The following is a 20091-nucleotide window of genomic DNA, read 5'->3' on the forward strand; positions in this document are numbered from 1 at the left end:
GCCGAGAACGAACGTCGTTTTTCCCACCGCCACCCTCGCGCTAACCAATCATGCCTAACGGCTTGATCGCGGCGTTCCCGCCGGGGACCGCACCCGATGGACGTTTGGCTGGCCGCCCGGGTGGGGAGTGCTTGCCGCACGAGCTGAGCCGGGCGGAGAGGCGGGGCCGATGGACAGGTGCCGGGTGGGGCTGATCGGGGCTGGTGGGGTGGCGCAGCGCCACGCCCGGGTGCTGGCCGGGTTCGAGGACACGGAACTTCTCGGGGTCACCGACGTACGGCCCGCCGCGGCCGCCGCACTCGCCGGCATGCACGGTGTCCGGACGTTCCCGGACGTCGACACCCTGCTCGCGGCCCGGCCCGACGCGGTCTACGTCTGCCTGCCGCCCTTCGCGCACGGCCCGGTCGAGGAGGCGGTCGTGTCCGCCGGGGTCCCGATGTTCGTGGAGAAACCCGTCGCCGTGGACCTGGTCACCGCCGAGCGGATCGCGGACCTGGTCGCCCGGCGCGGGCTGCTCACCGCCGTCGGCCACCACTGGCGGTACCTGTCGGTCGTGCAGCAGGCGCGGGACCTGCTCGCCGGTCGTACCGTCCGGATGGTCTCGGGTGCCTGGTGGGACAAGGTGCCGCCGGTCGAGTGGTGGTGCCGACGGGACCACTCCGGCGGCCCGGTGGTCGAGCAGGCCGCCCACGTGTTGGACCTGATCCGGGTGCTCGTCGGGGAGGCCACCGAGGTGACCGCCTACGGCGACGGCAGCCCACCACCGCTCGACGGGGCGGACATCGACTCGGTGACCGCCGCCGCCCTGCGCTTCGCCGGTGGCGCCGTGGGCACCCTCAGCACCGCCTGCGTGCTCGGCTGGAAGCACCGCGCCGGCCTGGAGATCCTCGCCGACGGGCTGGCGCTGGCCCTGACCGAGGAGGGTTTGCAGGTCTGCGACGCCGACGGGGAGCGGCGGCTGCCCGCAGACCCGGAGACCGCCCGGGTGGCGGTGGATCGGGCGTTCGTCGACGCGGTCCGCGGCCTCGACCAGGACGTTCGCGTCCCGTACGCGGAGGCGCTGGCCACCCACCGGCTCGCGCTGGCGCTGGCCGACTCGGCCCGCACCGGCCGGCCGGTACGACTCGACGTCCCGGCCACGGTGGCGCTGGGCGGCGCCGGGGTGACCGTCGATGCGTGAGCGGGTGCTCGTGGTGGAGGCGCCCGGCCGGGTGTGCCTGGTCGAGCAGGACCCTGCGCCGCTGCGCCCGGGCACGTTCCGGGTGCGCACCCTGTTCAGTGGCGTCTCCGCGGGCACGGAGCTCAGCTACGTCAAGGGCACCAACCCCTACCTCCACGTCACCTGGGACGCCGACCTCGGCCTGTTCCGGCCCGGCACGCCCAGCACCCCGTACCCGGTGACGCGGTTGGGCTACATGCAGGTGGCCCGGGTGGTGGAGAGCGCAACCCCCGCCGTCGCCGAGGGCGCCGTGGGCGCGATGACGTACGGCCACCGCACCGGCTGGGTCGCCGATCCGGTCGCCGAGCGCTTCGTGCCGCTGCCCGACGACCTGGATCCGCTGCTCGGCGTCTACGTCGCCCACATGGGCCCGATCTGCGCCAACGGGCTGCTGCACGCCGCGGCCGACCTGCACGGCACCGACGTGCGGTCGCTCGGTGACGGGGTGCGCGGGCGCCGGGTCGCGGTGGTCGGCGGCGGCGTGGTGGCGCTGCTCACCGCGCTCCTCGCCCGGCGGCACGGCGCGGCCTCGGTGGTGGTGCTCGACCCGACGCCGCAGCGCCGGCAGGTCGCCGAGGCGCTCGGCCTGGAGACCCTCGACCCGGACGTGGACGAGCCGGCCGTGGTGCTCAAGACCCGCTGGGCGCACACGGCCGGTGACCGGGGCGCCGACGTCGTGTTCCAGTGCCGGGGTCAGGCCTGGGCGCTGCGCCTGGCCCTGCGCCTGCTTCGTCCGCAGGGCACGGTGATCGACCTGGCCTTCTACCAGGCCGGAGCGGACGCCGTCCGGCTTGGCGAGGAATTCCACCACAACGGGCTGTCCGTCCGGTGCGCCCAGATCGGGCGGGTTCCCCGTGGGCTGGTCCCGGTCTGGGACCGGGAGCGGCTCTCGGCCGAGACGATCGAACTGCTGCGCGCGTACGGCGATCTGGTCCGTAAGCACCTCGTCACGGCGGTGGTGCCGTTCGAGGACGCTCCCGTCCTGTTGACCGATCTCGCCGAGCGTCGCAGGCAGGAGCTGCAGGTCGTCCTCGCGGTGTGACCGGCTGGTCACCGCCCGGATCCGACATGCCGCCCGGGCGGGACGCGGAAGCCGCCCCGGTTCGCGTACCGTTGCCGCTCATGGGTGTGTCGCAACGGTTCAAGAGCAAGTTCCGGCGGTTCCTCCAGCGCCCGGGGACGACGGTTGACCTTGCCCCGCTGGAGAAGCTGCTGCCGGCGATCGAGGCGCGGGAGGAGGGCCTCCGCGCGCTGGACGACGCCGAACTCACCGAGGCCGCCCGCCAGGCCACGGGCTACGAGGAGATCTGCGCGATCGGCCGGGAGGCGGCCCGCCGCGGGCTCGACCAACGGCCCTACGACGTGCAGCTGCTCGGCGCGATGGCGCTGCTCTCCGGCAAGGTCGCCGAGATGGCCACCGGCGAGGGCAAGACGCTCACCGCCACCGTCGCCGCGTACGGGCACGTGCGGATGGGCAACGGGCCGGTGCACGTGCTCACCGTCAACGACTACCTGGCCCGTCGTGACGCCCAGTGGATGGAGCCGGTCTACACCCTGCTCGGCCTGACCGTGGGCTGGGTCAGCGAGGCGTCCACGCCGCAGGAGCGCCGCGAGGCGTACGCCTGTGACGTCACGTACGTCTCGGTCAGCGAGGCGGGCTTCGACTACCTGCGCGACCAGCTCGTCACCGACATCGACGACCGGGTCCAGCCGCCGCTGTCCACCGCCATCGTCGACGAGGCCGACTCGATCCTGATCGACGAGGCGCGGGTGCCGATGGTGCTCGCCGGCGCGGTCCCCGGCGAACAGGACCCGGTGCACGCCGCCGCCGCGCTGGTGCGCGGGCTGCGCAAGGGCAGGCACTACACCGTCGCCGAGGACGGCCGCAGCGTGGCGTTCACGTCCGCCGGGCTGGCCGCCGTGGAGGCGAAGCTCGGCATCGACCTGTACGACGAGGAGCACGTCGAGCAGCTCTCCGCCGTGAACGTGGCACTGCACGCGCACGCGCTGCTGCATCGTGACGTGGACTACATCGTCCGGGACGGTTCGGTCGAGCTGATCGACGAGATGCGCGGCCGGGTGGCCCAGCGCCGCCGCTGGCCGGACGGGCTCCAGGCCGCGGTGGAGGCCAAGGAGGGGCTGGACGCCACCGCCGAGGGTGAGGTTCTGGGCACCATCGCCGTGCAGGCGTACATCGCCCTCTACCCGAAGGTCTGCGGCATGACCGCGACCGCGGTGCTCGTCGGTGACCAGCTGCGCGAGTTCTTCGGCCTGGAGGTGGCGGTGATCCCGCCGAACACCCCCTGCATCCGCGAGGACGAGCCGGACCGGATCTACGCCACGCGGGCGGAGAAGGAGGAGGCGCTGATCGACGAGATCAAGCGTTGCCACTCCGCCGGGCGGCCGGTGCTGGTCGGCACCCTGGACGTCAAGGAGTCCGAGCAGCTCGCCGCCGGTCTGCACGCCGCCGGCGTGCCGTGTGTGGTGCTCAACGCCAAGAACGACGACGAGGAGGCGACGATCATCGCCGAGGCCGGTGCCTACGGCGCGGTGACCGTCTCCACCCAGATGGCCGGCCGCGGCGTGGACATCCGCCTCGGCGGGAGCGACCAGGCGGACCAGGAGCGGGTGGCCGAGCTGAACGGCCTGTACGTGATCGGCAGTGGCCGGCACGACAGCCGCCGGGTCGACGACCAGCTGCGCGGCCGGGCCGGCCGGCAGGGCGACCCGGGCGGCTCGGTGTTCTTCGTGAGCCTCGAGGACGACCTGGTCGTCCGGCACGCCGCCGACGCGGTGCCGCCGTCGCCGCGGATGAATGCCGACGGTCTGGTCACCGACGAGCAGGTCGACTACGCGGTCGAGCACGCCCAGCGGGTCGCGGAAGGCGTCAACCACGAGATCCACCGCAACACCTGGCGCTACAGCGTGGTGATCGAGCAGCAGCGCAAGGCCCTGGCCGAGCGGCGCGAGCGGCTGCTCACCACCGACGTGGCCGCCCTCATGCTGCTCGACAAGGTGCCCGAGAAGGCCGCCGAGATGGACGAGGACCTGCTCGCCCGGGTGGCCCGCTCGATCGCGCTCTACCACCTCGACCGGCTCTGGGCCGAACATCTCGCCGAGCTGTCCGAGGTGCGTGAGGGCGTGCACCTGCGAGCGCTGGGCCGGCTGGACCCGCTGGACGAGTTCCACCGGGCCGCCGTGCCGGCGTTCAACGAGCTGGTCCCGGAGATCGAGGCGCGTACGATCGCCACCTTCACCGAGACCGATTTCGATGAGGACTGGGAGCCGGACGAGGCGGAGCTCATGCGGCCGAGCGCCACCTGGACGTACCTCGTGCACGACAACCCGTTCGGCTCGGAACTCGACCGGCTGATCGCCTCCGTCGGGCGTCGGCTCACCGGCGCTTCCCGCTGACGCCGCGGTGTCCGGCCGGCGCCGACATCGCCGGCCGGACCTGCGTTTCAGCCCGTTTCGACCCAGGTAACGCCGGGTAGTAGGGCGGGTCCGATGACTCGGGAGTGAGCAGACATGACACAGGTGATGGCGCCGGCCGGGCGTGCCGTGACAGGCCGTGGGGCGGGGGCTGCACGCCCGTGAACCTCGACACCGACCAGCCGGCGGTGCCCACCGTCGGCGTGCTGGAGACTGCCGCGCTGCTGCGGGAGTTGACCGCAGGCCTGATAGCCGTGACCGATTTCGATGAGGCTCTGGGCGCGCTCGTCCGGATCACCCGGGACGCCGTGGCCGGGGTGAGTTTCTGCGGGTTCACCGCGCTGCGTGCCGGCCAGCCGGCTGGCGCGGCGGCCTCCGACCCGCAGCTCGCCGGCCTGGACGACCTCCGCTACGGCCCGGACTCGCCGTCGATGGACGCGATCCGGCGCCGGGAGATGGTGCTGTCGGAGAACCTCGGCCGCGAGCGGCGCTGGCCGGACTGGACGCCCCGCGCGGTCGACCTGGGGGTACACGGCGTGATCTCCGCCCCGCTCGACGTCGACGACCAGGTGCTCGGCGCGATCAACCTGTACGCCGGGGCCACCGACGTGCTCACCACCCAGCACCAGCTCACCGCGATGCTGCTCGCGGAACACGCCGGCCTGCTGCTGGCCGCGGTCCGGGACCGGGCGCGGCAGATCGAGGTCGCCGACGAGCGGGACGCCTCCCTGCTGGACGGCGGAGTGGTCGGGCAGGCGATCGGAGTGATCATGACCCAGCGCGGCTGTCCGGCGGAGGAGGCGCTCGAGGTGCTGCGCAGCGCCGCCGCCTCGCTGGACATACCGCTGCGGGAGGTGGCGGAGCGGCTGGTCCGCACGGTCTCCCGGGCCCGGGAGAACTGAGCGGCCTCGTACCTTTCCTCGGTCTCGCGTCGTTTCACCCCGCGTGCGCCCGGGTAGCACCCTGGGCTCACCAATCGTCCGACCGGGGAGGCGACGATGCAGAGCCGGCTGCGGGTCCAGGGGCACCCGATCCAACCGATGCTGGTCACGTTCCCGTACGGGCTCTTCGTGAGCGCCGTCATCTTCGACCTGGCCGACGTGCTCGGCGGCCCGGCGTTCCTCGGCGAGGTCGGCTACTGGAGCGTGGTGGCCGCCCTGGTCGCCGCCGCCCTGGCCGCGGTGGCCGGCATGGTCGACCTGTGGGACGTGCCCGGTGATCGCACCCGGCACACCGCGATCGCCTTCAACCTGGTGAACCTGGCGATGGCCGGGCTGTTCCTGCTCGCCTGTCTGATCCGGGCCCCGCAGAACGGCGCGTCGCCCGTGCTGCTCGGGACCGAGCTGGTGGCGCTCGCCATCGGCGCGGTGGGGGTACGGCTCGGCGCCCGGCTGGTGCGCCGGTTCGACGAGGGCCGGGCCGAGGCGAAGACCTTCGACGCCCTGGGCGGGGTGTCCGGGGCCGGCACGGAGATCATTCGCCCCCGACCCTGACGCGGGATCGTCCTCCGGCGGCCCGGCGGCCCGGCGGCACCGTCGCCACGAGCTGCGCGCTGCACCGCCGCATCCGGCACGACGGCCCGTTCATCGCGCCCGCCCGCCGCCTCCTCATCGAGGCCCACCGGGGCTGACCCGCCCGCTGACGGGCGTGTGGTCAGCCTCGTGAATGGGCGTCGGCGTGGTGGGCGGCGAGCACGTCGTGGCCGAAGTCGCTGGCCGGGCGGCGCAGGACGGTGTGCGTGTGGTTGCCGTCGTCGGAGGTGCTGTCGTACTCGATCAGCAGGTCGTCGCCCTGGATCCGGTAGTAGTGTCGTCGGCCGGGACAGGTCGGGCCGGCCCAGGCGAAGTGCAGCTCGCGACCGTCGAGCCGGCGTGCCTCGCGGATCGCCAGCTCCGGCGGGAGCCGATCCAGGTAGACCGCGAGCAGTTGGTCCAGCAGTGCCCGGCCGGTCGGGCCGAGCCGGTCCGCCGGTACGCCCAGCGGCGTCAACTGGCCGTCCACCCGGGGACGGGTGGCGCTGATGATGTCGTCGGGCGCGTCGTCGGCGATGATCGCCGCCGCACGCGCGGCCGGGCCCACGGCGTCCAGCAGCGCCCGAGCCAGGTCCTCCTCGACGCCGAGCGGGCGGGAGACCGGGTGCCCGGCGTGGCGGACGGCTGCCGGGTTCGCGCCGAAGAAGATCGGGGCGGGGGAGACCTGGTCGTCCACCACGGTCATGCTGACCGACAGGTGGTGGCCCTCCAACCGCCAGGCCCAGCGGTCGTCGCGTGCCGGGTCGCCGAAGACGGCCACCCAGTAGTCGCCGCTGTGCCGGCCCCGGCTCCACCCCTCGGCCCGGTCCAGCACCTCCTCCAGCGCGACGATCGCCATCGCCTGCGCGTACGCGGCGGGGCTGAGAGCGGTGGCCAGCAGCCGGTGCGCGGCCTTGCGCCCCAACCGGTCCAGGTCGTCCAGGCACACGCCTGGCCGCGGCCGGGGGCGGTACTCCAGCCAGCGCCGGGCGTCGGTGTCGTCGAAGCGGTACGAGGCGTCGGCCCTCGCCGGCTCGTCGAGCGCGGTCAGCAGCGCGCCGGCGGCCGTACGCATCTGTTCGGGGAGCGGGTCTTCCACCGCCCATGTATACCCGGCCGGATCGCGGCTCGCTCGCGGATGCCCCGCCTGCTCGCCGGTCCATCCGTCGCACCGGCCCCAGTTGTCGGTGCCGTCGCTCTTGATACGGTCTGCGGCGCGCGTGGGGGGAACAGGGTGATGGACGAGACGGTCTACGTGGGTAACGCCGGGGTCGACGGGGCCACCAACGGTGGCTGGCTGCTCGGGCACTTCATGCCGCCGGACGAGGTCCGGCACAGCACCGACGTCGAGGTCAAGTGGGGAGTGCACCCGCGGGGCGAGACGCGTGCCCGTTGGGCGACCGGAGAGCGGCGTACGGCCCTGCTGGTGTTGATCAGTGGCCGGTTCCGGGTCGAGCTGCGTGACCGCACGGTGGTGCTCGGTTCGCCCGGCGACTACGTGGTGTGGGGTCCCGGTGTCGACCACTCCTGGTACGCCGAGCAGGAGTCGGTGGTGCTCACCGTCCGCTGGCCGTCGGTGCCGGGTTACCGGGTGGAGTCGCCGGTCCAGCGCTGACCGTCCGCGGTTGCGGACGCCTGTCCCGACCCGCTCACCGTCGCCGCCCGGTGCGCGGTCGACCCGGTCGGTCGTCCGGTGGCCGCCGTGCCTCGATGCCGCCGACCGCTCGGTCTCACGGCGGCCTCGGCCGGCCGTTCGTCGCTTCCGCCTCCCGTACGGCGGAGCCGTCCTCAAACGGAACGAGCCCGAATGCACCAGCCCCACGCCACGGACCGTCCGACCCCGGTGCCGCCACCCGGCGCCCGGAGCATCGACGAGATCCTGGCCACCGCCCGGGCTCGGCTGGATCGGCTCGACCCGGAGCGGGCGCACCTGGCGTACCGGGCAGGCGCCCTGCTGGTCGACATCCGGCCCGCCGCGCAGCGCGCACGGCACCATGCCGGGCTCGCTCGTCGTGGAACGCAACGTCCTCGAGTGGGGGTTCGATCCACGCTGTGCCACTCGGCTGCCCCAGGCGGTCGGCTACGACCTGCCGGTGGTGATCCTCTGTCAGGAGGGCTCGGCCTCGTCGCTCGCGGCCGCCGCGCTGCAGGACCTGGGGCTGTGGCGTGCCACCGACGTCGTCGGCGGGTTCGTCGCCTGGCGTCTCGCCGGTCTGTCCGCCCTCGGTCCGGCCCCGGTGCCCCGGTCGCCGCTTCGGCCACCGATCACCGCCACTGTCCCACTGGCGTGACGGTCGGTCCCTTTGGGAACGCGCCCAAGCCGGCACTCCTCGGCCCGGCGCGGCGCGGAAGTCGAATGTGAACCCGACGGGCACCCCCCGTATCGGGTCATCCGGACGGCTCTGCTGTAATCATCAAGCCTCGTACGCAGAGCGAGCATTCGGCTCCGATGTGTTCGTCAAATGTCACATTCATGCAACGTAGCGGCCTCTTGACCCTCGCACGGCTGCCGGGAAGCATCGATAAGGCGGCGTCCCGGGCCGTGGGGAGATCCCCGACCAGCCAAGGAGGACCATGTCGGTCAGCCCCGCCTCGTCGCGCGCCGGATGGCATACGGCCCAACCCGCGGTTCCCGGCCGGCCCCCGGGCGGGCAGCGCCGCCCGGCGAACACCCCCGCGCCGGTGCTCACCGTCACCCTCTCCATCCCGCTGACGTGCGAGGAATCGCTGACCCCGCCGGCTCGCCGGCTCCTCGAGGCCGCCCGCGAACTCATCGAGCGGGGCGAGGTCACCGTGTCCAGCGTCCCGGCCCCCGCCGTCGATCGACGGGTCGACGTACCGGCCGACCGTGCCGCCTCCCGGGCGCTCGCCGCGGCCGTCCCGACCCTGCACATCCTCGCCTCGTCGCGCTCGGTGCTGCGTGACGGCGAGCCGCTGCCGCTGACCCGCCTCGAGTTCGACCTGCTCCTGCACCTCGTCGCCCACCCGCGGCGGGTCTTCACCCGGCTGCAACTGCTCAACGCCGTATGGGGCTACGAACACGCCGGCGTACGAACCGTCGACGTGCACGTCCGACGGCTGCGCGGCAAGGTCGGCGTGGACGTGCCGCTGGTCACCACGGTCTACGGGGTCGGCTACCGGCTCGCCGACGACGCCCGGGTCACCCTCGACCGCAGCGGCTGACCGCACCGGCCACCGGGCAGGATGGTCGGCGTGCGCATCCGCCCCATCTCGCCCGAGCGACTCGTCACCGAGCTGACCGACCGGCTGGCCGAGCAGGCCGCCCGTCTCGAACCGGCCGACCAGCCCGCCGCCGTACCACCCGGCCGGTTGCGGGTAGGTGTCGACGGCCCGGACGCCGCGCGACCGGAGGAACTGGCCGCCGCGCTTGTCGACCCGCTGCGCGCCCGGGGCCGGCCGGTGCTGCACGTACGTGCCGAGAACTTCCTGCGCCCCGCCTCGGTCCGGCTCGAACACGGCCGTACGAACCCGGACGCCTACTACGCGGGCTGGGTGGACGAGGCGGGCCTGCGCCGGGAGGTGCTCGACCCGGCCGGGACCGGGGGCAGCGGTCAGGTACTGCCGTCGCTCTGGGACGCGGCGGCCGACCGAGCCAGCCGGGCGGCGTACGTCGAACTGCCGCCCGGCGGCGTGCTGCTGGTCAGCGGTCCGCTGCTGCTCGGCGGCGGCCTGCCCTTCGACGTCACCGTCCACCTGGTGCTCTCCCCGGCGGCGCTGCGCCGGCGCACCGACGCCGAGCAGCTGTGGACGCTGCCGGCGTTCGACAGGTACGCGACCGAGGTCGACCCGGCGTCCTTCGCCGACGTCGTGGTACGCCTCGACGACCCCCGCCACCCAGCCCTCGTCGAGGACGTCCAGCTCGGCTGAGGACGGCGCCCCGAACGGCCGCCGGTGTCCGGTAAGTCACCGGTTTGATCGCCTGATCCGGCGGGTATTCGCCCGGCTCACAGAGCACGGGTCATCGCCCGTGCGTCGGACGCGACCGTGACCGGGGCATCCGTGCGCCGGGCCCCCGGTTGACCAGAGGCCAGGAAAGGCAGGGCAGCCATGCTCGTCCACGACACGGTAGGAACGGGTCGGACCGAGGCGGAGGTCGGCCAGATCCGGCAGTCCCTCCAATCGCGCTACGACGAGCTGACCGCGGAGTACGAGCAGGCGGTACTGCAGAGTCAGGTGCTGCGGCTGGTCGAGGTGGGCGACACCGCCGGCGACGACCAGGCCGACAGCGGCACCAAGACCGCCGAGCGGGACACCGCGCAGTCGCTGCTGCGCACCATCCTCGATCGTCGTGCCCAGTACGAGCACGCGCTCGCCCGGTTGGAGGAGGGCACCTACGGCTTCTGCGAGGGTTGCACGTCGCCGATCCCGGTGGAGCGGTTGGAGATCTTCCCGTCGGCCACCACCTGCGTCTCCTGCAAGCAGACCCGCGAGCGGCGGGCGGCCTGACGAGGACCTCACGGTTGCCGGTCGGTCCGAGGCGCGGTGAACTCCACCCATGGGTGACATCAAGGTGGGCACCGCCTCCTGGACCGACCGGACCCTGTTGGACTCCGGCTGGTACCCGCAGACGGCCGACACGCCGGAGAAGCGGCTGGCGTACTACGCCCGGCAGTTTCCCCTGGTCGAGGTGGACGCCACCTACTACTCCCCGCCGGCCGAACGGACGGCCCGGCTCTGGGCCGAGCGCACCCCGGCCGGCTTCACCTTCAACGTCAAGGCGTTCAGCCTGCTGACCGGGCATCCGACCAGGGTCAGCGCCCTGTACAAGGACCTGCGACCGCAGACCGCGAAGCGCAACGTGTATCCCGACGATCTGACCCCGCAGGCGTACGAGGAGGTGTGGACCCGGTTCCTCTCGGCGCTCGACCCGCTCGTCGACGCGGGCAAGCTCGGTGCGCTACTGTTCCAGTTCCCGCCCTGGTTCACCATCAAGCGGGACAACAAGCAGTACCTGCTGGAGGTCGCGAAACGCTGCGCGCCGCTGCGACCGGTGTACGAGTTCCGGCACGCCTCCTGGTTCGACGGGGACAACCGGGACGAGACGTTGGAGTTCCTTCGCCGGCACCGCCTGCCGTACGTCAGCGTGGACATGCCCCAGGGACACCGCTCGTCGGTGCCGCCGGTGCTGGCGGCCACCGCGGACCTGGCCGTGATGCGATTCCACGGGCACAGCGACAAGTGGACGAGCACCGACATCCACGAGAAGTTCGGCTACCGCTACTCCGAACGGGAGTTGCGTGACTGGGCGCCGAAGCTGCGGGAGCTGGCCGACTCCGCCCAGCAGACCCACGTGCTCATGAACAACTGCTACCGCGACTATGCGCAACGCAACGCGGAATCCCTGGCACGTATGCTGACCAGTGCAAACACGGGCGGAAATTGAGGTCGCGGCGGTGTACGGCGCAGCCGGCAGCCATTAAGGTCTGGCTATGTCTGCTGATTCGGACTTCGATATCCTCGGCTCGGTCGGCGTCGACGTGCGTACGTACGGCGCAGTCGGTGACGGGACCACCGATGACACGGCGGCGTTCACGGCGGCGCTCGCCGCCGCGGCCGGGTCAGTGGTCTTCGTCCCGGCCGGCACCTACGTGGTGAACACGGTGACCGCTGCGGGCACGACGCGGATCGTGCTGGAGGACGGGGCGACGCTCAAGCACCGCACCGGCTCGACGAGCCACCTGTTCGTGATCAGTGGCCCCTACTTCTCCCTCACCGGCGGCAGTGTGGACGGCAACCACGCCGGGCAGGGCGCAAACCGTCGCTACCTGCTGCGTTGCGATCTGCCGGCGGGCTGCGAGGTCCGGGTGCGAAACGTGCGGTTCACCGGATCGCAGGCGTGCGCCGTGTACGCGAGGAACTTCGGTGGCCACCTGGACGTGTCGGACTGCAGGTTCGCGGACATGGCCGAGCACGACGGCGAGTACCAGCACTGGACGTGCGCGGTCTGCGTCGACGGCGCACAGCCGGGCCGCAAGGGCATGATGCGGTTCAACCGCAACACCCTCATCGGCACCACCACGCCGGCGCTGACCGGTGGCGCGCCCGGCGGCATCTTCTTCGCCCCGGTCACCGACTACCCGAACGGACTTGGCACCGGCGCCACCATCGAGGCGATCGGAAACTGGTTCTGGGGGATCGGGCAGCACTGCGCGAACAACGACATCGCCGCTCTGCACACCTATCCGATGACCCTCGGCGCCCGATTCATCGGCAACTACTTCGAGGCCTGCGGGTTCTCCGCGATCGCCGCGAAATCGTGCCAGGACGTCGTGATCGCCGACAACACCGTGCTGAACGGCCAGATCTCGGCGAAGAACATGTCCGCGGAGGGCGCGATCTCGGTGGTGATCGGCTACCAGGCGGGGTCGGCTGCCCGGTCCCGGGCGGTCGTGACTGGCAACATCGTCGACAATCCGGGTGGGGAGTCGACGGCAATGCGGCAGGTGGGCATCGCGGTGCGCGGCGACCCCGACTCCCCGGCCACGGACTGCCTCGTCTCGAACAACATCGTCTACGAGTCGGGGCAGGCCGGGATCGGAGTCAGCTACGTCAACGGCATCACGATCGCCGACAACATCGTCCGCGCGGGCACGACCGGCACGACGTTCACCGAGTTCGGGATCAGGGTGGACCAGACGCGGGGCGACGTCATCCTGTCCGGCAACCGCGTGCACAGTCCGAACGGGCACGGCCTGTTCGCGCTCAACGCGGTGGACACGGCCCGGTTCTTCCTGCACGGCAACGTCTTCGAGCACACGGCGTCGGGCGGGTACGGGGTGCTGCTGCGCGGGGTCGGGCTGGCGAAGTTCACCGGAAACACGATCAACGCCGATCCGGGCGTCGCGCTGTCGATCACCACGAACGGGACCCACGACGTGGGCCGCTTCATCTGGGACGCGACGAACACCATCGAGGCGGGCGCGATCTCGATCTCCTGGCCGAACGTCACGACCGCGTCCGGGCAGTTGATCGGCACCGGCAGCCCCGAGGGGGTGGTGGCCGCGCCGGTGGGCACGACGTACACCAACCTCTCCGGCGGAGCCACCAGCACGCTGTACGTCAAGACGTCCGGCACCGGCAGGACCGGCTGGACCGCCAAGTAAGGGTCCCTACCGCTCGGCCCCACGGGCGGCTCGCGCTCGCGGCCGACCGGTTCGGATCACACCCGGGGCCTGCTCACCCGCGCGGGGTGAGGACGACTCACCCGCCCGGACGACATCGTGGAGATCGCGTGCGGTCGGTGGACCGACCCACGCATCACGAGGAGGTGACCGGGAATGACTGCTCGAGTGGTGGCGGATCCCCGACGCGGGGCCGTGCTGCGTGTGGTCGGCGCGTCCGACGCGCGAGGAGCCCGGCAGGCAGGCCGACGGAGCCCGATGCGGCGCCGGCGCGGCCCGGCGGGGCCGCCGCGCCGCGACGACGACCGACGCTGGGTCAACGAGGAACGGGGGTGGGAAGATGGCTGAGCAGTTCATATCGGCGATCGAGTCCTCGCTGGACAAGACGAACCTGATCCTGAAGGACATCGAGAACGCGTACGGCTGGCCCAAGGAGCAGCGCAACCAGTCGTACGCCGCGTTGCGGACCGTGCTGCATCTGTTGCGGGACCGGATGCCGGTGCAGGAGAGCGTCGAGTTCGCGCAGCAGCTGCCGGTGGTGGTGCGCGGTATCTACTTCGACGGGTGGAAGCCGTCCGACGTACCGGTGAAGCTCAACCGTGAGGACTTCCTCTACGAGGTCCGGCAGGGCTTCCCGTACGACGTGGAGGGCGGCACCGAGCGGGTCGTGCGGGTGGTGCTCGACACCCTGCGCCGGCACGTCACCCAGGGCGAGTGGGAAGACGTCAAGGACACCATGCCCCGGGATCTGGCCAGGATGATGCCGTGAGGTGACGCCGGCCCGCCCCGATCCGGGGGCGGGCGGGTCACCCCGCTGAGGCGCGGCTCACCTGAAGTCCGTCCCTTCGGCACAGGGCGGCGAACGTGACAGCGTCGGCGATCGCCGCGCCGCCCGGGTCGTTGTTGAAGTAGACGTACGCCGACGCCTCGCCGAACGTGTCGCCGAGCCGGCGCACCCACGATGCCAGCGCGGCGCGGCCGTATCGGGGATGCGGGCGGGCGCGCCCCTCGTGCAGGCGCAGGTACCCGAAGTCCGTGGTACGCCACAGCGGCGTCACCGGCCGGCCGAGCCGGTCCGCCCAGACCAGCGCCGCCCGGCGCCGCCCGGCGCCGCTCGAGCGTCGCCCGGGTGACAGCGGTCCACCAGGAGGCGTGCCGAGGCTCCACCGCCACGCGCACGTCGGGCGGGAACAGCCGCAGCGTGGCGTCGAGCGCCGGCACGTCCGCCGCGAGGGTGGGCGGCAGTTGCAGCAGCACCGGCCCGAGCCGGGAGCCGAGCGCCGTGGCCCGGTCGAGAAATCTCGCCACCGGCTCGGCGGGCTCGCGCAGCCGCTTGATGTGGGTGAGGTAGCGGCTCATCTTCACCGCCACGCAGAAGTCGTCGGGCGTACGTGCCCGCCACGCCGCGAAGGTGTCCCGCTCCGGCAGCCGGTAGAAGGCGTTGTTCACCTCCACCGTGGCGAACCGCCCGGCGAAGTGCTCCAGCCAGAGCCGTTGCGGCAGCCCGGCCGGGTAGAACCGGCCCCGCCAGTCGCGGTACTGCCAGCCCGACGTGCCGAGCAGGATCACCCTTGGCCGACCTGCTCGCCCCGCCCCGTCCAACGGGCCCCGCCGAACTCCGGGTCCTCGGGGTGGCTCACGGCCAGGGCGCGCTGCCGGTCCCCGGTCACCGGTTCGAGTGGAGTCACCGCCGGCTCGGTCATCGACACCTCCTGCGCTCGTCCGGCTCATCCTGCCACCGCCGGAGACCGCCCGCCGGGTGAGCGGCCGCCCGCCGCCCGCTCAGGGGTGCCTCGTCGTGGCGCCGGGCTCACCGCGAACCGGCCGTGCCCGCCGGGCCGGACGTCTACGGTGAGGTTAGGGAAGCGAGCGTACGGGTAGCACTCGCTGCACGATGATCCCCTGCGTACGGCGGGGCGGCACGAGGGAGCACCGATGGCACTCAGCGACGACGACATGACCACCAGCGGCGCCGGTGGCGCCGAGGGCCCGGCCGACGGCGGTGCGACGCCGGGCAAGCAGGACGGTGGCGCGGACGGCGGGGCCGAGGGCCCGGCCGATGGTGGTGCGACGCCGGGCAAGCAGGACGGTGGCGCGGACGGCGGGGCGGAAGGCCCGGCCGATGGTGGTGCGACGCCGGGCAAGCAGGACGGTGGCGCCGACGGCAGTGCTCGCTGACGAATGGTGATGACGCGTAACGACCCGCCGGGCGGCCACGGCCGCCCGGCGGCGCCGTCCACGACCGGGTCGGCGGCGCTCGCCCGGTGCGTGGCAGTCGAACCGGCGAAGTTCGCCGCCGCGCACTGGGGTCAGACCCCGCTGCTCTCCCGCTCCGACGAGTTGCCCGACCCGGTCGGCTTCACCGACTTGTTCAGCCCCGCCGACGCCGACGAGTTGCTCAGCCGGCGCGGCCTGCGTACGCCCTTCCTGCGCATCGCCCGTGCCGGCGAACTCGTGCCACCCGGACGCTGGACCGGTGGCGGCGGCGCCGGGGCCGAGATCGGCGACCAGGTGCTCGACGAGCGGGTGCTGGAGCAGTACGCAGCCGGCGCGACCCTGGTGTTGCAGGGTCTGCACCGCACCTGGCCGCCGCTGATCGACTTCGCCCGCGATCTGGGTCTCGCGCTCGGCCAGCCGTTGCAGGTCAACGCGTACCTCACCCCGGCCGGGAACCAGGGCTTCGCCACCCACTACGACACCCACGACGTCTTCGTGCTCCAGGTGGACGGGCGCAAACACTGGCGGGTCCACCCGCCGGTGCTGCCCGATCCGCTCGAGCGGCAGCCGTGGGGCGGCCGAGCCGACGAGGTCGCCGCCACCGCGCAGGGGCCGGCCGCACTCGACGTGGTGCTCGCCCCCGGTGACGCGCTCTACCTGCCGCGCGGTTGGCTGCACAGCGCGCAGGCGCAGGAGTCCAGTTCGCTGCACCTGACCGTGGGCGTACGCGCCCTGACCCGCTACGCGCTGGTCGAGGAGTTGCTGGCGCTCGCCGTCGAGGACCGCCGGCTGCGTGCCGGCCTGCCGCTCGGCACGGACGTGGCGGACCCGGACGCCATCGAGCCGGAACTCACCGAGACGGTCGAGGCGCTGCGGGACTGGCTGCTGCGCGTCGATCCGGCGGCGGTCGCCGCCGGGCTGCGACGACGTGCCTGGCCGGCCGCCCGGCCGGCGCCGATCCGCCCGCTCGCTCAGGCCGCCGCGATCGAGGCGCTGGACGCCGACAGCCGGCTCACCCTGCGCCCCGGGCTGCGCTGGCAGCTTGCCCCCGAGGGCGCGGACCGGGTGGCGCTGCGGCTGTTCGACCGGACCGTCACGCTGCCGGCGCAGTGCGAAGCGGCCGTTCGCGCCCTGCTCACCGGTACGGTCGGCCGGGTCGGCGACCTGCCCGGCCTTTCGGAGGACGCCGACCGGCTCGTCCTGGCCCGCCGCCTGCTTCGCGAAGCGGTGGTCGTCCCCGCCTGAGCCGCGATCAGCCGCCGCGTACCGCTCGGCCGGGACCGCCGTTGCGTGCCGGCGGGCGGAGGCGGCCGCCGCGCCGGTCAGCGGAAGAGGACCAGCAGTATCACGGTGGCCACCACTCCCGCGGCGAGCACCACGGTGATCGGGCGTGGCCCCAGCACGGCGTTCCGCCGGTCGGCCAGCACCTTCGCCGGCACCAGCCCGACCAGTGGGCCGAGCAACGTCACCACCAGCGCCAGCACCGGCATCCCGACCGCCAGGTCGCCGCCGTAGCCCACCCCGGCCGCGCGGGCAGCCGTGCCGAGGGCGTACGCGAGCACGGCGCCGGCCACCCCGCAGGCGGCCAGCAGCGGGTTGGCCGAGCCGGGCAGCTCACCCGGTTGGCGGGTGCGGTCGAGCAGCTCGCGCACCCGGCCCAGCAGCAGCACCGGGTCGGCGTCCACCCTCGACGTGGGCGGCGGCGGGCCGGCCAGCCGCCGTCCGGCGGCGCCGAGCCGCTCGCGCAGCAGCTGCCACAGGTGCGCCGCCTCCGTGTCCACCTGTTCCTGCAGCTCCCGCGCGGCGGCCAGCTCCCGTTCGGCGTGTGCCACCTGTTCCTCGGCCTCGGCGACGGCGCGTTGCGCGGCGGCGCACTGCTGTTCGTGCCAGGTCCGCGCCTCCTCCCGCTGGGCGTGCACGCGGGCGCTGAGGTCGGCCAGCCGGCGCACCTGTGCCGCGTAGGTCTCACTGGCGACTGGTTGGTTCATCGTGACGGTCCATAGGGGATGATCACTTGGCCGGTGCGGTGCACGGCCCGGTCGAAGAAGAGCCCACGCCACGGGCGGGGATACCAGTCCGGGCCGCCGCTGCCTGGATAGAGCGAGGAGCCCAGCTCACCGCCGTGCGTGTCGAGGGCCACCCAGGCGCCGATCTGGTCGGTGCGCGCAGCCGGCCCGCCGAGGTCGGCGCGCATCCGCGCCACGCCCCGCCACCAGGCCAGCACGTGGGTACGCCGTTCCGGACCGTCGTGCAGGATGCGGCGCAGCTGCTCCAGCCCGGTACGCCGGCCGACCCGGGCAGCCAGCGCGCCGGCCGCCGCGTCCACCGCGAACAGCAGCAGGTAGTGCGGGTCCCCGGAGGTGCCCAGCCCCTCCGCGGTCTCGGCCATCAACTCGGGGACCGTCTCCTCGTCGTACCAGGCGGCGTCGTCGGCGAGGTCCTCGTAGAGCGCGCGGGCTATCGGATCGGCGTCCGGGTCGAGGCAGGCGATGGAGAACCGGGCGGTGCCCGGGCGGTGCTGCCGCGCCAGCGAGCGGGCCGCCGCGTCGAGCACCGCGCACGCCTCGTCGACCCGGGTGCCGAGCACCGCCAGGTTCCGTCCCGGCGCCCGGGGCAGCCGCAGCGCCGCCGAGCGGGCCTGCACGTCGATGATCTCGCCGAGCAGCGCGACGGGGCCACGGATCGTACCGTCGTCGGGGGTCAGCGCTCGGAAGTCCGGCGCGTCGACCAGCCGGGGGATCGCGTCGCCGTCGAAGAGCCGGGCCGGCGCGGCGTCCTGCGGCCGCATCCGCCACAACCGGTGTTGCAGGCCGCTCCACGTCTCCCAGTCACTGGCCGAGGGGATCCGGGCCACCTGGTTCCCCTCCGGCAGCCCCGACTCGGCGTTGATCACCGCATGCCAGCGGGGCAGCGACTGAGCCGCGTCGTTGCGCTCGGCGAGGATCCGCAGCGCCTTCGGCAGCGCGATCCGCAGGGTGAACTGGGCGACCAGGGCCGGCCGCCCCCACAGCGCCTCGATCCCGCGTACGTCCTGCGAGGCGAGCACCAGGTGGATGCCCTGCGACCGGCCCCGGCGGGCCAGGTCCTCCAGCAGATCGGCGGCCTCCCGGGCGACGACGTCCCGCCCGGCGAGCAGCATCTGGAACTCGTCGACCACCGCCACGATCCGCGGCCAACGGCCGGTCGGGTCCACCGCGCGCAGCTCGGCGAGCTTGGTGACCTCGTGCTTCTTGGCCGCGTCGGCGCGCCGGCGCAGCTCCTCGGCGAGGAACCGCAGCAGTGCGAGGCCGAACTCCCGGTCGGTGTTGACGTTGATCCCCACCAGCCGCATGTGCGGCAGCCAGCTCGGGTCACGCCGGCCCTGCGCGAACCGGGCGAACGACACCCCCTCCTTGAAGTCGAGCAGGTAGAACTCCAGCTCGGCGGGGGAGTAGCGGGCGGCGAGCGCCCCGATCCAGGCGAAGATCAGGTTGGTCTTGCCGGTGCCGGACGGGCCGCCGATCAGTGCGTGTGGCGGGTAGTCGCCCAACGTCAGCAGCACCGGCCGCCCGTGCGGCCCCTCGCCGATCGGCGCGCTGAGCCCGGTGGCGGAGTCCTCCCGCCACATCCGATCCGGCGGCGGCAGCAGGTCGGTGAACGGGGCCGGCGGCGGGCCGGCGTTCACCCGGGCGGCCACGTCCCGGCAGGTCTCGGTGACCAGCGCCGCCGGCGGCGACGGGTCGAGCGCAACGGGCAGGCCGGGCGGACCACCGATACGCGTACCGTCCGGCTCGGCCACCAGCCTGGTGACCGTCGGGTCGTCCGGCAACGCCACCCCCCGGACCACCAGATGCACCCCGCACGCCGCGCCCGTGCGGACCACCCGGTCGAGCTGGCCGCGCTCGTGCCGGGACAGCTCGTCGCCGCCGAGCAGTACCGCCACCCGCCACGGCTCAGGCCGGCGGCCGGTCGTGGCGGCCAACTCCCGCAGCGAGCTGTGCTCGCCGGCCAGCACCGTCTCGTTGATCCGGCGGATCTGCTCGACCAGGTCGTCGAGGAGCCGGCTGAGGCCGCCCGGCCCGACGAAGGTGAGCAGTCCGGCGGTGCCGAGCGGGGCGAACCCGGCCAGCCCCCCACCCAGGTGTTCCGGGTCGTACCCCATCAGCCGGACGGCGCCGGGGTCGGCCCGGCCGAGGGCGCGCAGCAGCAGCGCGGAGACCACCGCGTCGCAGCCGTCCCGGTCGGCGCCGGAGAGCTCTACGTGGCCCGCGTCGAGCAGCGGTACGAGGGCCGGCACCGGCTCGGCGCCCGGGATGCCGAGCGTGCCGACCCGCAGCGCGCCGGGCGGCTCGGAGCGTTCGGCGGGCGTGGCGTGCCAGCGGGACCACTCCTCGGCGGCGGCGCCGGGCGCCTCCCACCGGGCGGCCTCGGCGGCCCGGTCGGCCAGCTCGACGATCCGAGCGGCGTGCCGCTCGTCGATCTCGGCGAGGCGGCGGTCCCGTTCCGCGCCGACCCGCGCCGGCACCTCGGCGGCGGCCCGGCGAACGCGGGCCAGCCGCTCCCGCCCGGCGGTCAGGTCCGTCTGGGCGGC

At 73.4% G+C, this 20091-nt stretch carries 19 protein-coding genes and 2 pseudogenes; 15 read left to right on the plus strand and 6 right to left on the minus strand.

Annotation, left to right across the window (positions count from 1 at the left end; all coding sequences use genetic code 11):
* Window positions 1-169 precede the first annotated feature (169 nt).
* The 5 genes from ABZS42_RS24030 (at window position 170) to ABZS42_RS24050 (ending at window position 6144) form a co-directional block, all read left to right on the plus strand.
* Complete coding sequence (locus ABZS42_RS24030; RefSeq protein ID WP_355148787.1) at window positions 170-1180, plus strand: Gfo/Idh/MocA family oxidoreductase; 1011 nt, start codon at window positions 170-172, stop codon at window positions 1178-1180.
* The gene (locus tag ABZS42_RS24035) at window positions 1173-2261 is read left to right on the plus strand and encodes a zinc-binding dehydrogenase (RefSeq protein WP_355148789.1); all 1089 of its coding nucleotides are present in this window, start codon (window positions 1173-1175) and stop codon (window positions 2259-2261) included. The genes ABZS42_RS24030 and ABZS42_RS24035 overlap by 8 nt, the downstream gene beginning before the upstream one ends.
* An 80-nt stretch (window positions 2262-2341) precedes the next feature.
* Window positions 2342-4633, plus strand: coding sequence for an accessory Sec system translocase SecA2 (secA2, locus tag ABZS42_RS24040; protein WP_355148791.1), 2292 nt, complete (start codon window positions 2342-2344; stop codon window positions 4631-4633).
* Window positions 4634-4812: 179 nt separating this feature from the next.
* Window positions 4813-5553: a GAF and ANTAR domain-containing protein gene (locus tag ABZS42_RS24045; protein WP_355148793.1), complete on the plus strand. Its 741-nt coding sequence runs from the start codon at window positions 4813-4815 to the stop codon at window positions 5551-5553.
* Window positions 5554-5649: 96 nt separating this feature from the next.
* On the plus strand, window positions 5650-6144 hold the full coding sequence (locus tag ABZS42_RS24050) for a DUF2231 domain-containing protein (protein ID WP_355148795.1): 495 nt from the start codon (window positions 5650-5652) through the stop codon (window positions 6142-6144).
* Between the two features lie 160 nt (window positions 6145-6304).
* On the opposite strand, the gene ABZS42_RS24055 is transcribed toward ABZS42_RS24050, so the two are convergent.
* On the minus strand, window positions 6305-7261 hold the full coding sequence (locus tag ABZS42_RS24055; protein WP_355148797.1) for a DUF3500 domain-containing protein: 957 nt from the start codon (window positions 7259-7261) through the stop codon (window positions 6305-6307).
* 138 nt (window positions 7262-7399) lie between these two features.
* Between ABZS42_RS24055 and ABZS42_RS24060 the strand changes: the two genes are divergently transcribed.
* From ABZS42_RS24060 to ABZS42_RS24095, 8 genes and pseudogenes are all read left to right on the plus strand, one after another.
* The gene (locus tag ABZS42_RS24060; RefSeq protein WP_355148799.1) at window positions 7400-7777 is read left to right on the plus strand and encodes a signal peptidase I; all 378 of its coding nucleotides are present in this window, start codon (window positions 7400-7402) and stop codon (window positions 7775-7777) included.
* A gap of 192 nt (window positions 7778-7969) precedes the next feature.
* Window positions 7970-8453: pseudogene (locus tag ABZS42_RS24065) on the plus strand (rhodanese-like domain-containing protein).
* A gap of 283 nt (window positions 8454-8736) precedes the next feature.
* Window positions 8737-9345 carry a winged helix-turn-helix domain-containing protein gene (locus ABZS42_RS24070; RefSeq protein ID WP_355148801.1) on the plus strand — a complete coding sequence of 203 codons (609 nt, stop codon included), beginning with the start codon at window positions 8737-8739 and terminating at the stop codon, window positions 9343-9345.
* Window positions 9346-9375: 30 nt separating this feature from the next.
* On the plus strand, window positions 9376-10050 hold the full coding sequence (locus ABZS42_RS24075; protein WP_355148803.1) for a uridine kinase: 675 nt from the start codon (window positions 9376-9378) through the stop codon (window positions 10048-10050).
* 180 nt (window positions 10051-10230) lie between these two features.
* A complete protein-coding gene (locus ABZS42_RS24080; protein ID WP_355148805.1) occupies window positions 10231-10629 on the plus strand; it encodes a TraR/DksA C4-type zinc finger protein in 399 nt (132 codons plus the stop codon).
* A gap of 49 nt (window positions 10630-10678) precedes the next feature.
* The gene (locus ABZS42_RS24085; protein ID WP_355148807.1) at window positions 10679-11566 is read left to right on the plus strand and encodes a DUF72 domain-containing protein; all 888 of its coding nucleotides are present in this window, start codon (window positions 10679-10681) and stop codon (window positions 11564-11566) included.
* A 46-nt stretch (window positions 11567-11612) separates the two neighbouring features.
* The gene (locus ABZS42_RS24090) at window positions 11613-13286 is read left to right on the plus strand and encodes a right-handed parallel beta-helix repeat-containing protein (protein WP_355148809.1); all 1674 of its coding nucleotides are present in this window, start codon (window positions 11613-11615) and stop codon (window positions 13284-13286) included.
* 358 nt (window positions 13287-13644) lie between these two features.
* Window positions 13645-14073: a DUF2267 domain-containing protein gene (locus tag ABZS42_RS24095; RefSeq protein ID WP_355148811.1), complete on the plus strand. Its 429-nt coding sequence runs from the start codon at window positions 13645-13647 to the stop codon at window positions 14071-14073.
* 37 nt (window positions 14074-14110) lie between these two features.
* On the opposite strand, the gene ABZS42_RS24100 is transcribed toward ABZS42_RS24095, so the two are convergent.
* The 3 genes and pseudogenes from ABZS42_RS24100 to ABZS42_RS24110 all read right to left on the minus strand — a co-directional run bounded on the left by ABZS42_RS24100 (window position 14111) and on the right by ABZS42_RS24110 (window position 15007).
* Window positions 14111-14362: a DUF72 domain-containing protein gene (locus ABZS42_RS24100; protein WP_355148813.1), complete on the minus strand. Its 252-nt coding sequence runs from the start codon at window positions 14360-14362 to the stop codon at window positions 14111-14113.
* 100 nt (window positions 14363-14462) lie between these two features.
* A pseudogene (locus tag ABZS42_RS24105) lies at window positions 14463-14873 on the minus strand (DUF72 domain-containing protein); the annotation flags it as partial.
* Window positions 14870-15007 carry a hypothetical protein gene (locus tag ABZS42_RS24110; RefSeq protein ID WP_355148815.1) on the minus strand — a complete coding sequence of 46 codons (138 nt, stop codon included), beginning with the start codon at window positions 15005-15007 and terminating at the stop codon, window positions 14870-14872. The gene ABZS42_RS24110 and the pseudogene ABZS42_RS24105, both read right to left, overlap by 4 nt.
* Before the next feature lie 232 nt (window positions 15008-15239).
* Here ABZS42_RS24110 and ABZS42_RS24115 point away from each other — a divergent pair, with 232 nt between their 5' ends.
* On the plus strand, window positions 15240-15482 hold the full coding sequence (locus tag ABZS42_RS24115; RefSeq protein ID WP_076473044.1) for a hypothetical protein: 243 nt from the start codon (window positions 15240-15242) through the stop codon (window positions 15480-15482).
* 9 nt (window positions 15483-15491) lie between these two features.
* Window positions 15492-16766 carry a cupin domain-containing protein gene (locus ABZS42_RS24120; RefSeq protein WP_355148817.1) on the plus strand — a complete coding sequence of 425 codons (1275 nt, stop codon included), beginning with the start codon at window positions 15492-15494 and terminating at the stop codon, window positions 16764-16766.
* A 77-nt stretch (window positions 16767-16843) separates the two neighbouring features.
* Here the strand turns inward: ABZS42_RS24120 and ABZS42_RS24125 are convergent, their stop codons facing one another.
* Window positions 16844-17509, minus strand: coding sequence for a hypothetical protein (locus ABZS42_RS24125; protein ID WP_355148819.1), 666 nt, complete (start codon window positions 17507-17509; stop codon window positions 16844-16846).
* The coding region (locus tag ABZS42_RS24130) for an FtsK/SpoIIIE domain-containing protein (protein ID WP_355148821.1) at window positions 17506-20091 on the minus strand (2586 nt) is incomplete at its 5' end. The genes ABZS42_RS24130 and ABZS42_RS24125, both read right to left, overlap by 4 nt.

Source organism: Micromonospora sp. NPDC005367 (assembly GCF_040606825.1).
GTDB lineage: Bacteria > Actinomycetota > Actinomycetes > Mycobacteriales > Micromonosporaceae > Micromonospora.

Excerpts from the sequence above, each read along its gene's own strand:
- ABZS42_RS24030 (WP_355148787.1), top strand. The coding sequence starts at position 170 with ATGGACAGGTGCCGGGTGGGGCTGATCGGGGCTGGTGGGGTGGCGCAG.
- ABZS42_RS24035 (WP_355148789.1), top strand. The coding sequence starts at position 1,173 with ATGCGTGAGCGGGTGCTCGTGGTGGAGGCGCCCGGCCGGGTGTGCCTG.
- secA2 (WP_355148791.1), top strand. The coding sequence starts at position 2,342 with ATGGGTGTGTCGCAACGGTTCAAGAGCAAGTTCCGGCGGTTCCTCCAG.
- ABZS42_RS24050 (WP_355148795.1), top strand. The coding sequence starts at position 5,650 with ATGCAGAGCCGGCTGCGGGTCCAGGGGCACCCGATCCAACCGATGCTG.
- ABZS42_RS24060 (WP_355148799.1), top strand. The coding sequence starts at position 7,400 with ATGGACGAGACGGTCTACGTGGGTAACGCCGGGGTCGACGGGGCCACC.
- ABZS42_RS24070 (WP_355148801.1), top strand. The coding sequence starts at position 8,737 with ATGTCGGTCAGCCCCGCCTCGTCGCGCGCCGGATGGCATACGGCCCAA.
- ABZS42_RS24080 (WP_355148805.1), top strand. The coding sequence starts at position 10,231 with ATGCTCGTCCACGACACGGTAGGAACGGGTCGGACCGAGGCGGAGGTC.
- ABZS42_RS24085 (WP_355148807.1), top strand. The coding sequence starts at position 10,679 with ATGGGTGACATCAAGGTGGGCACCGCCTCCTGGACCGACCGGACCCTG.
- ABZS42_RS24090 (WP_355148809.1), top strand. The coding sequence starts at position 11,613 with ATGTCTGCTGATTCGGACTTCGATATCCTCGGCTCGGTCGGCGTCGAC.
- ABZS42_RS24095 (WP_355148811.1), top strand. The coding sequence starts at position 13,645 with ATGGCTGAGCAGTTCATATCGGCGATCGAGTCCTCGCTGGACAAGACG.
- ABZS42_RS24110 (WP_355148815.1), bottom strand. The coding sequence starts at position 15,007 with ATGACCGAGCCGGCGGTGACTCCACTCGAACCGGTGACCGGGGACCGG.
- ABZS42_RS24115 (WP_076473044.1), top strand. The coding sequence starts at position 15,240 with ATGGCACTCAGCGACGACGACATGACCACCAGCGGCGCCGGTGGCGCC.
- ABZS42_RS24120 (WP_355148817.1), top strand. The coding sequence starts at position 15,492 with ATGACGCGTAACGACCCGCCGGGCGGCCACGGCCGCCCGGCGGCGCCG.
- ABZS42_RS24125 (WP_355148819.1), bottom strand. The coding sequence starts at position 17,509 with ATGAACCAACCAGTCGCCAGTGAGACCTACGCGGCACAGGTGCGCCGG.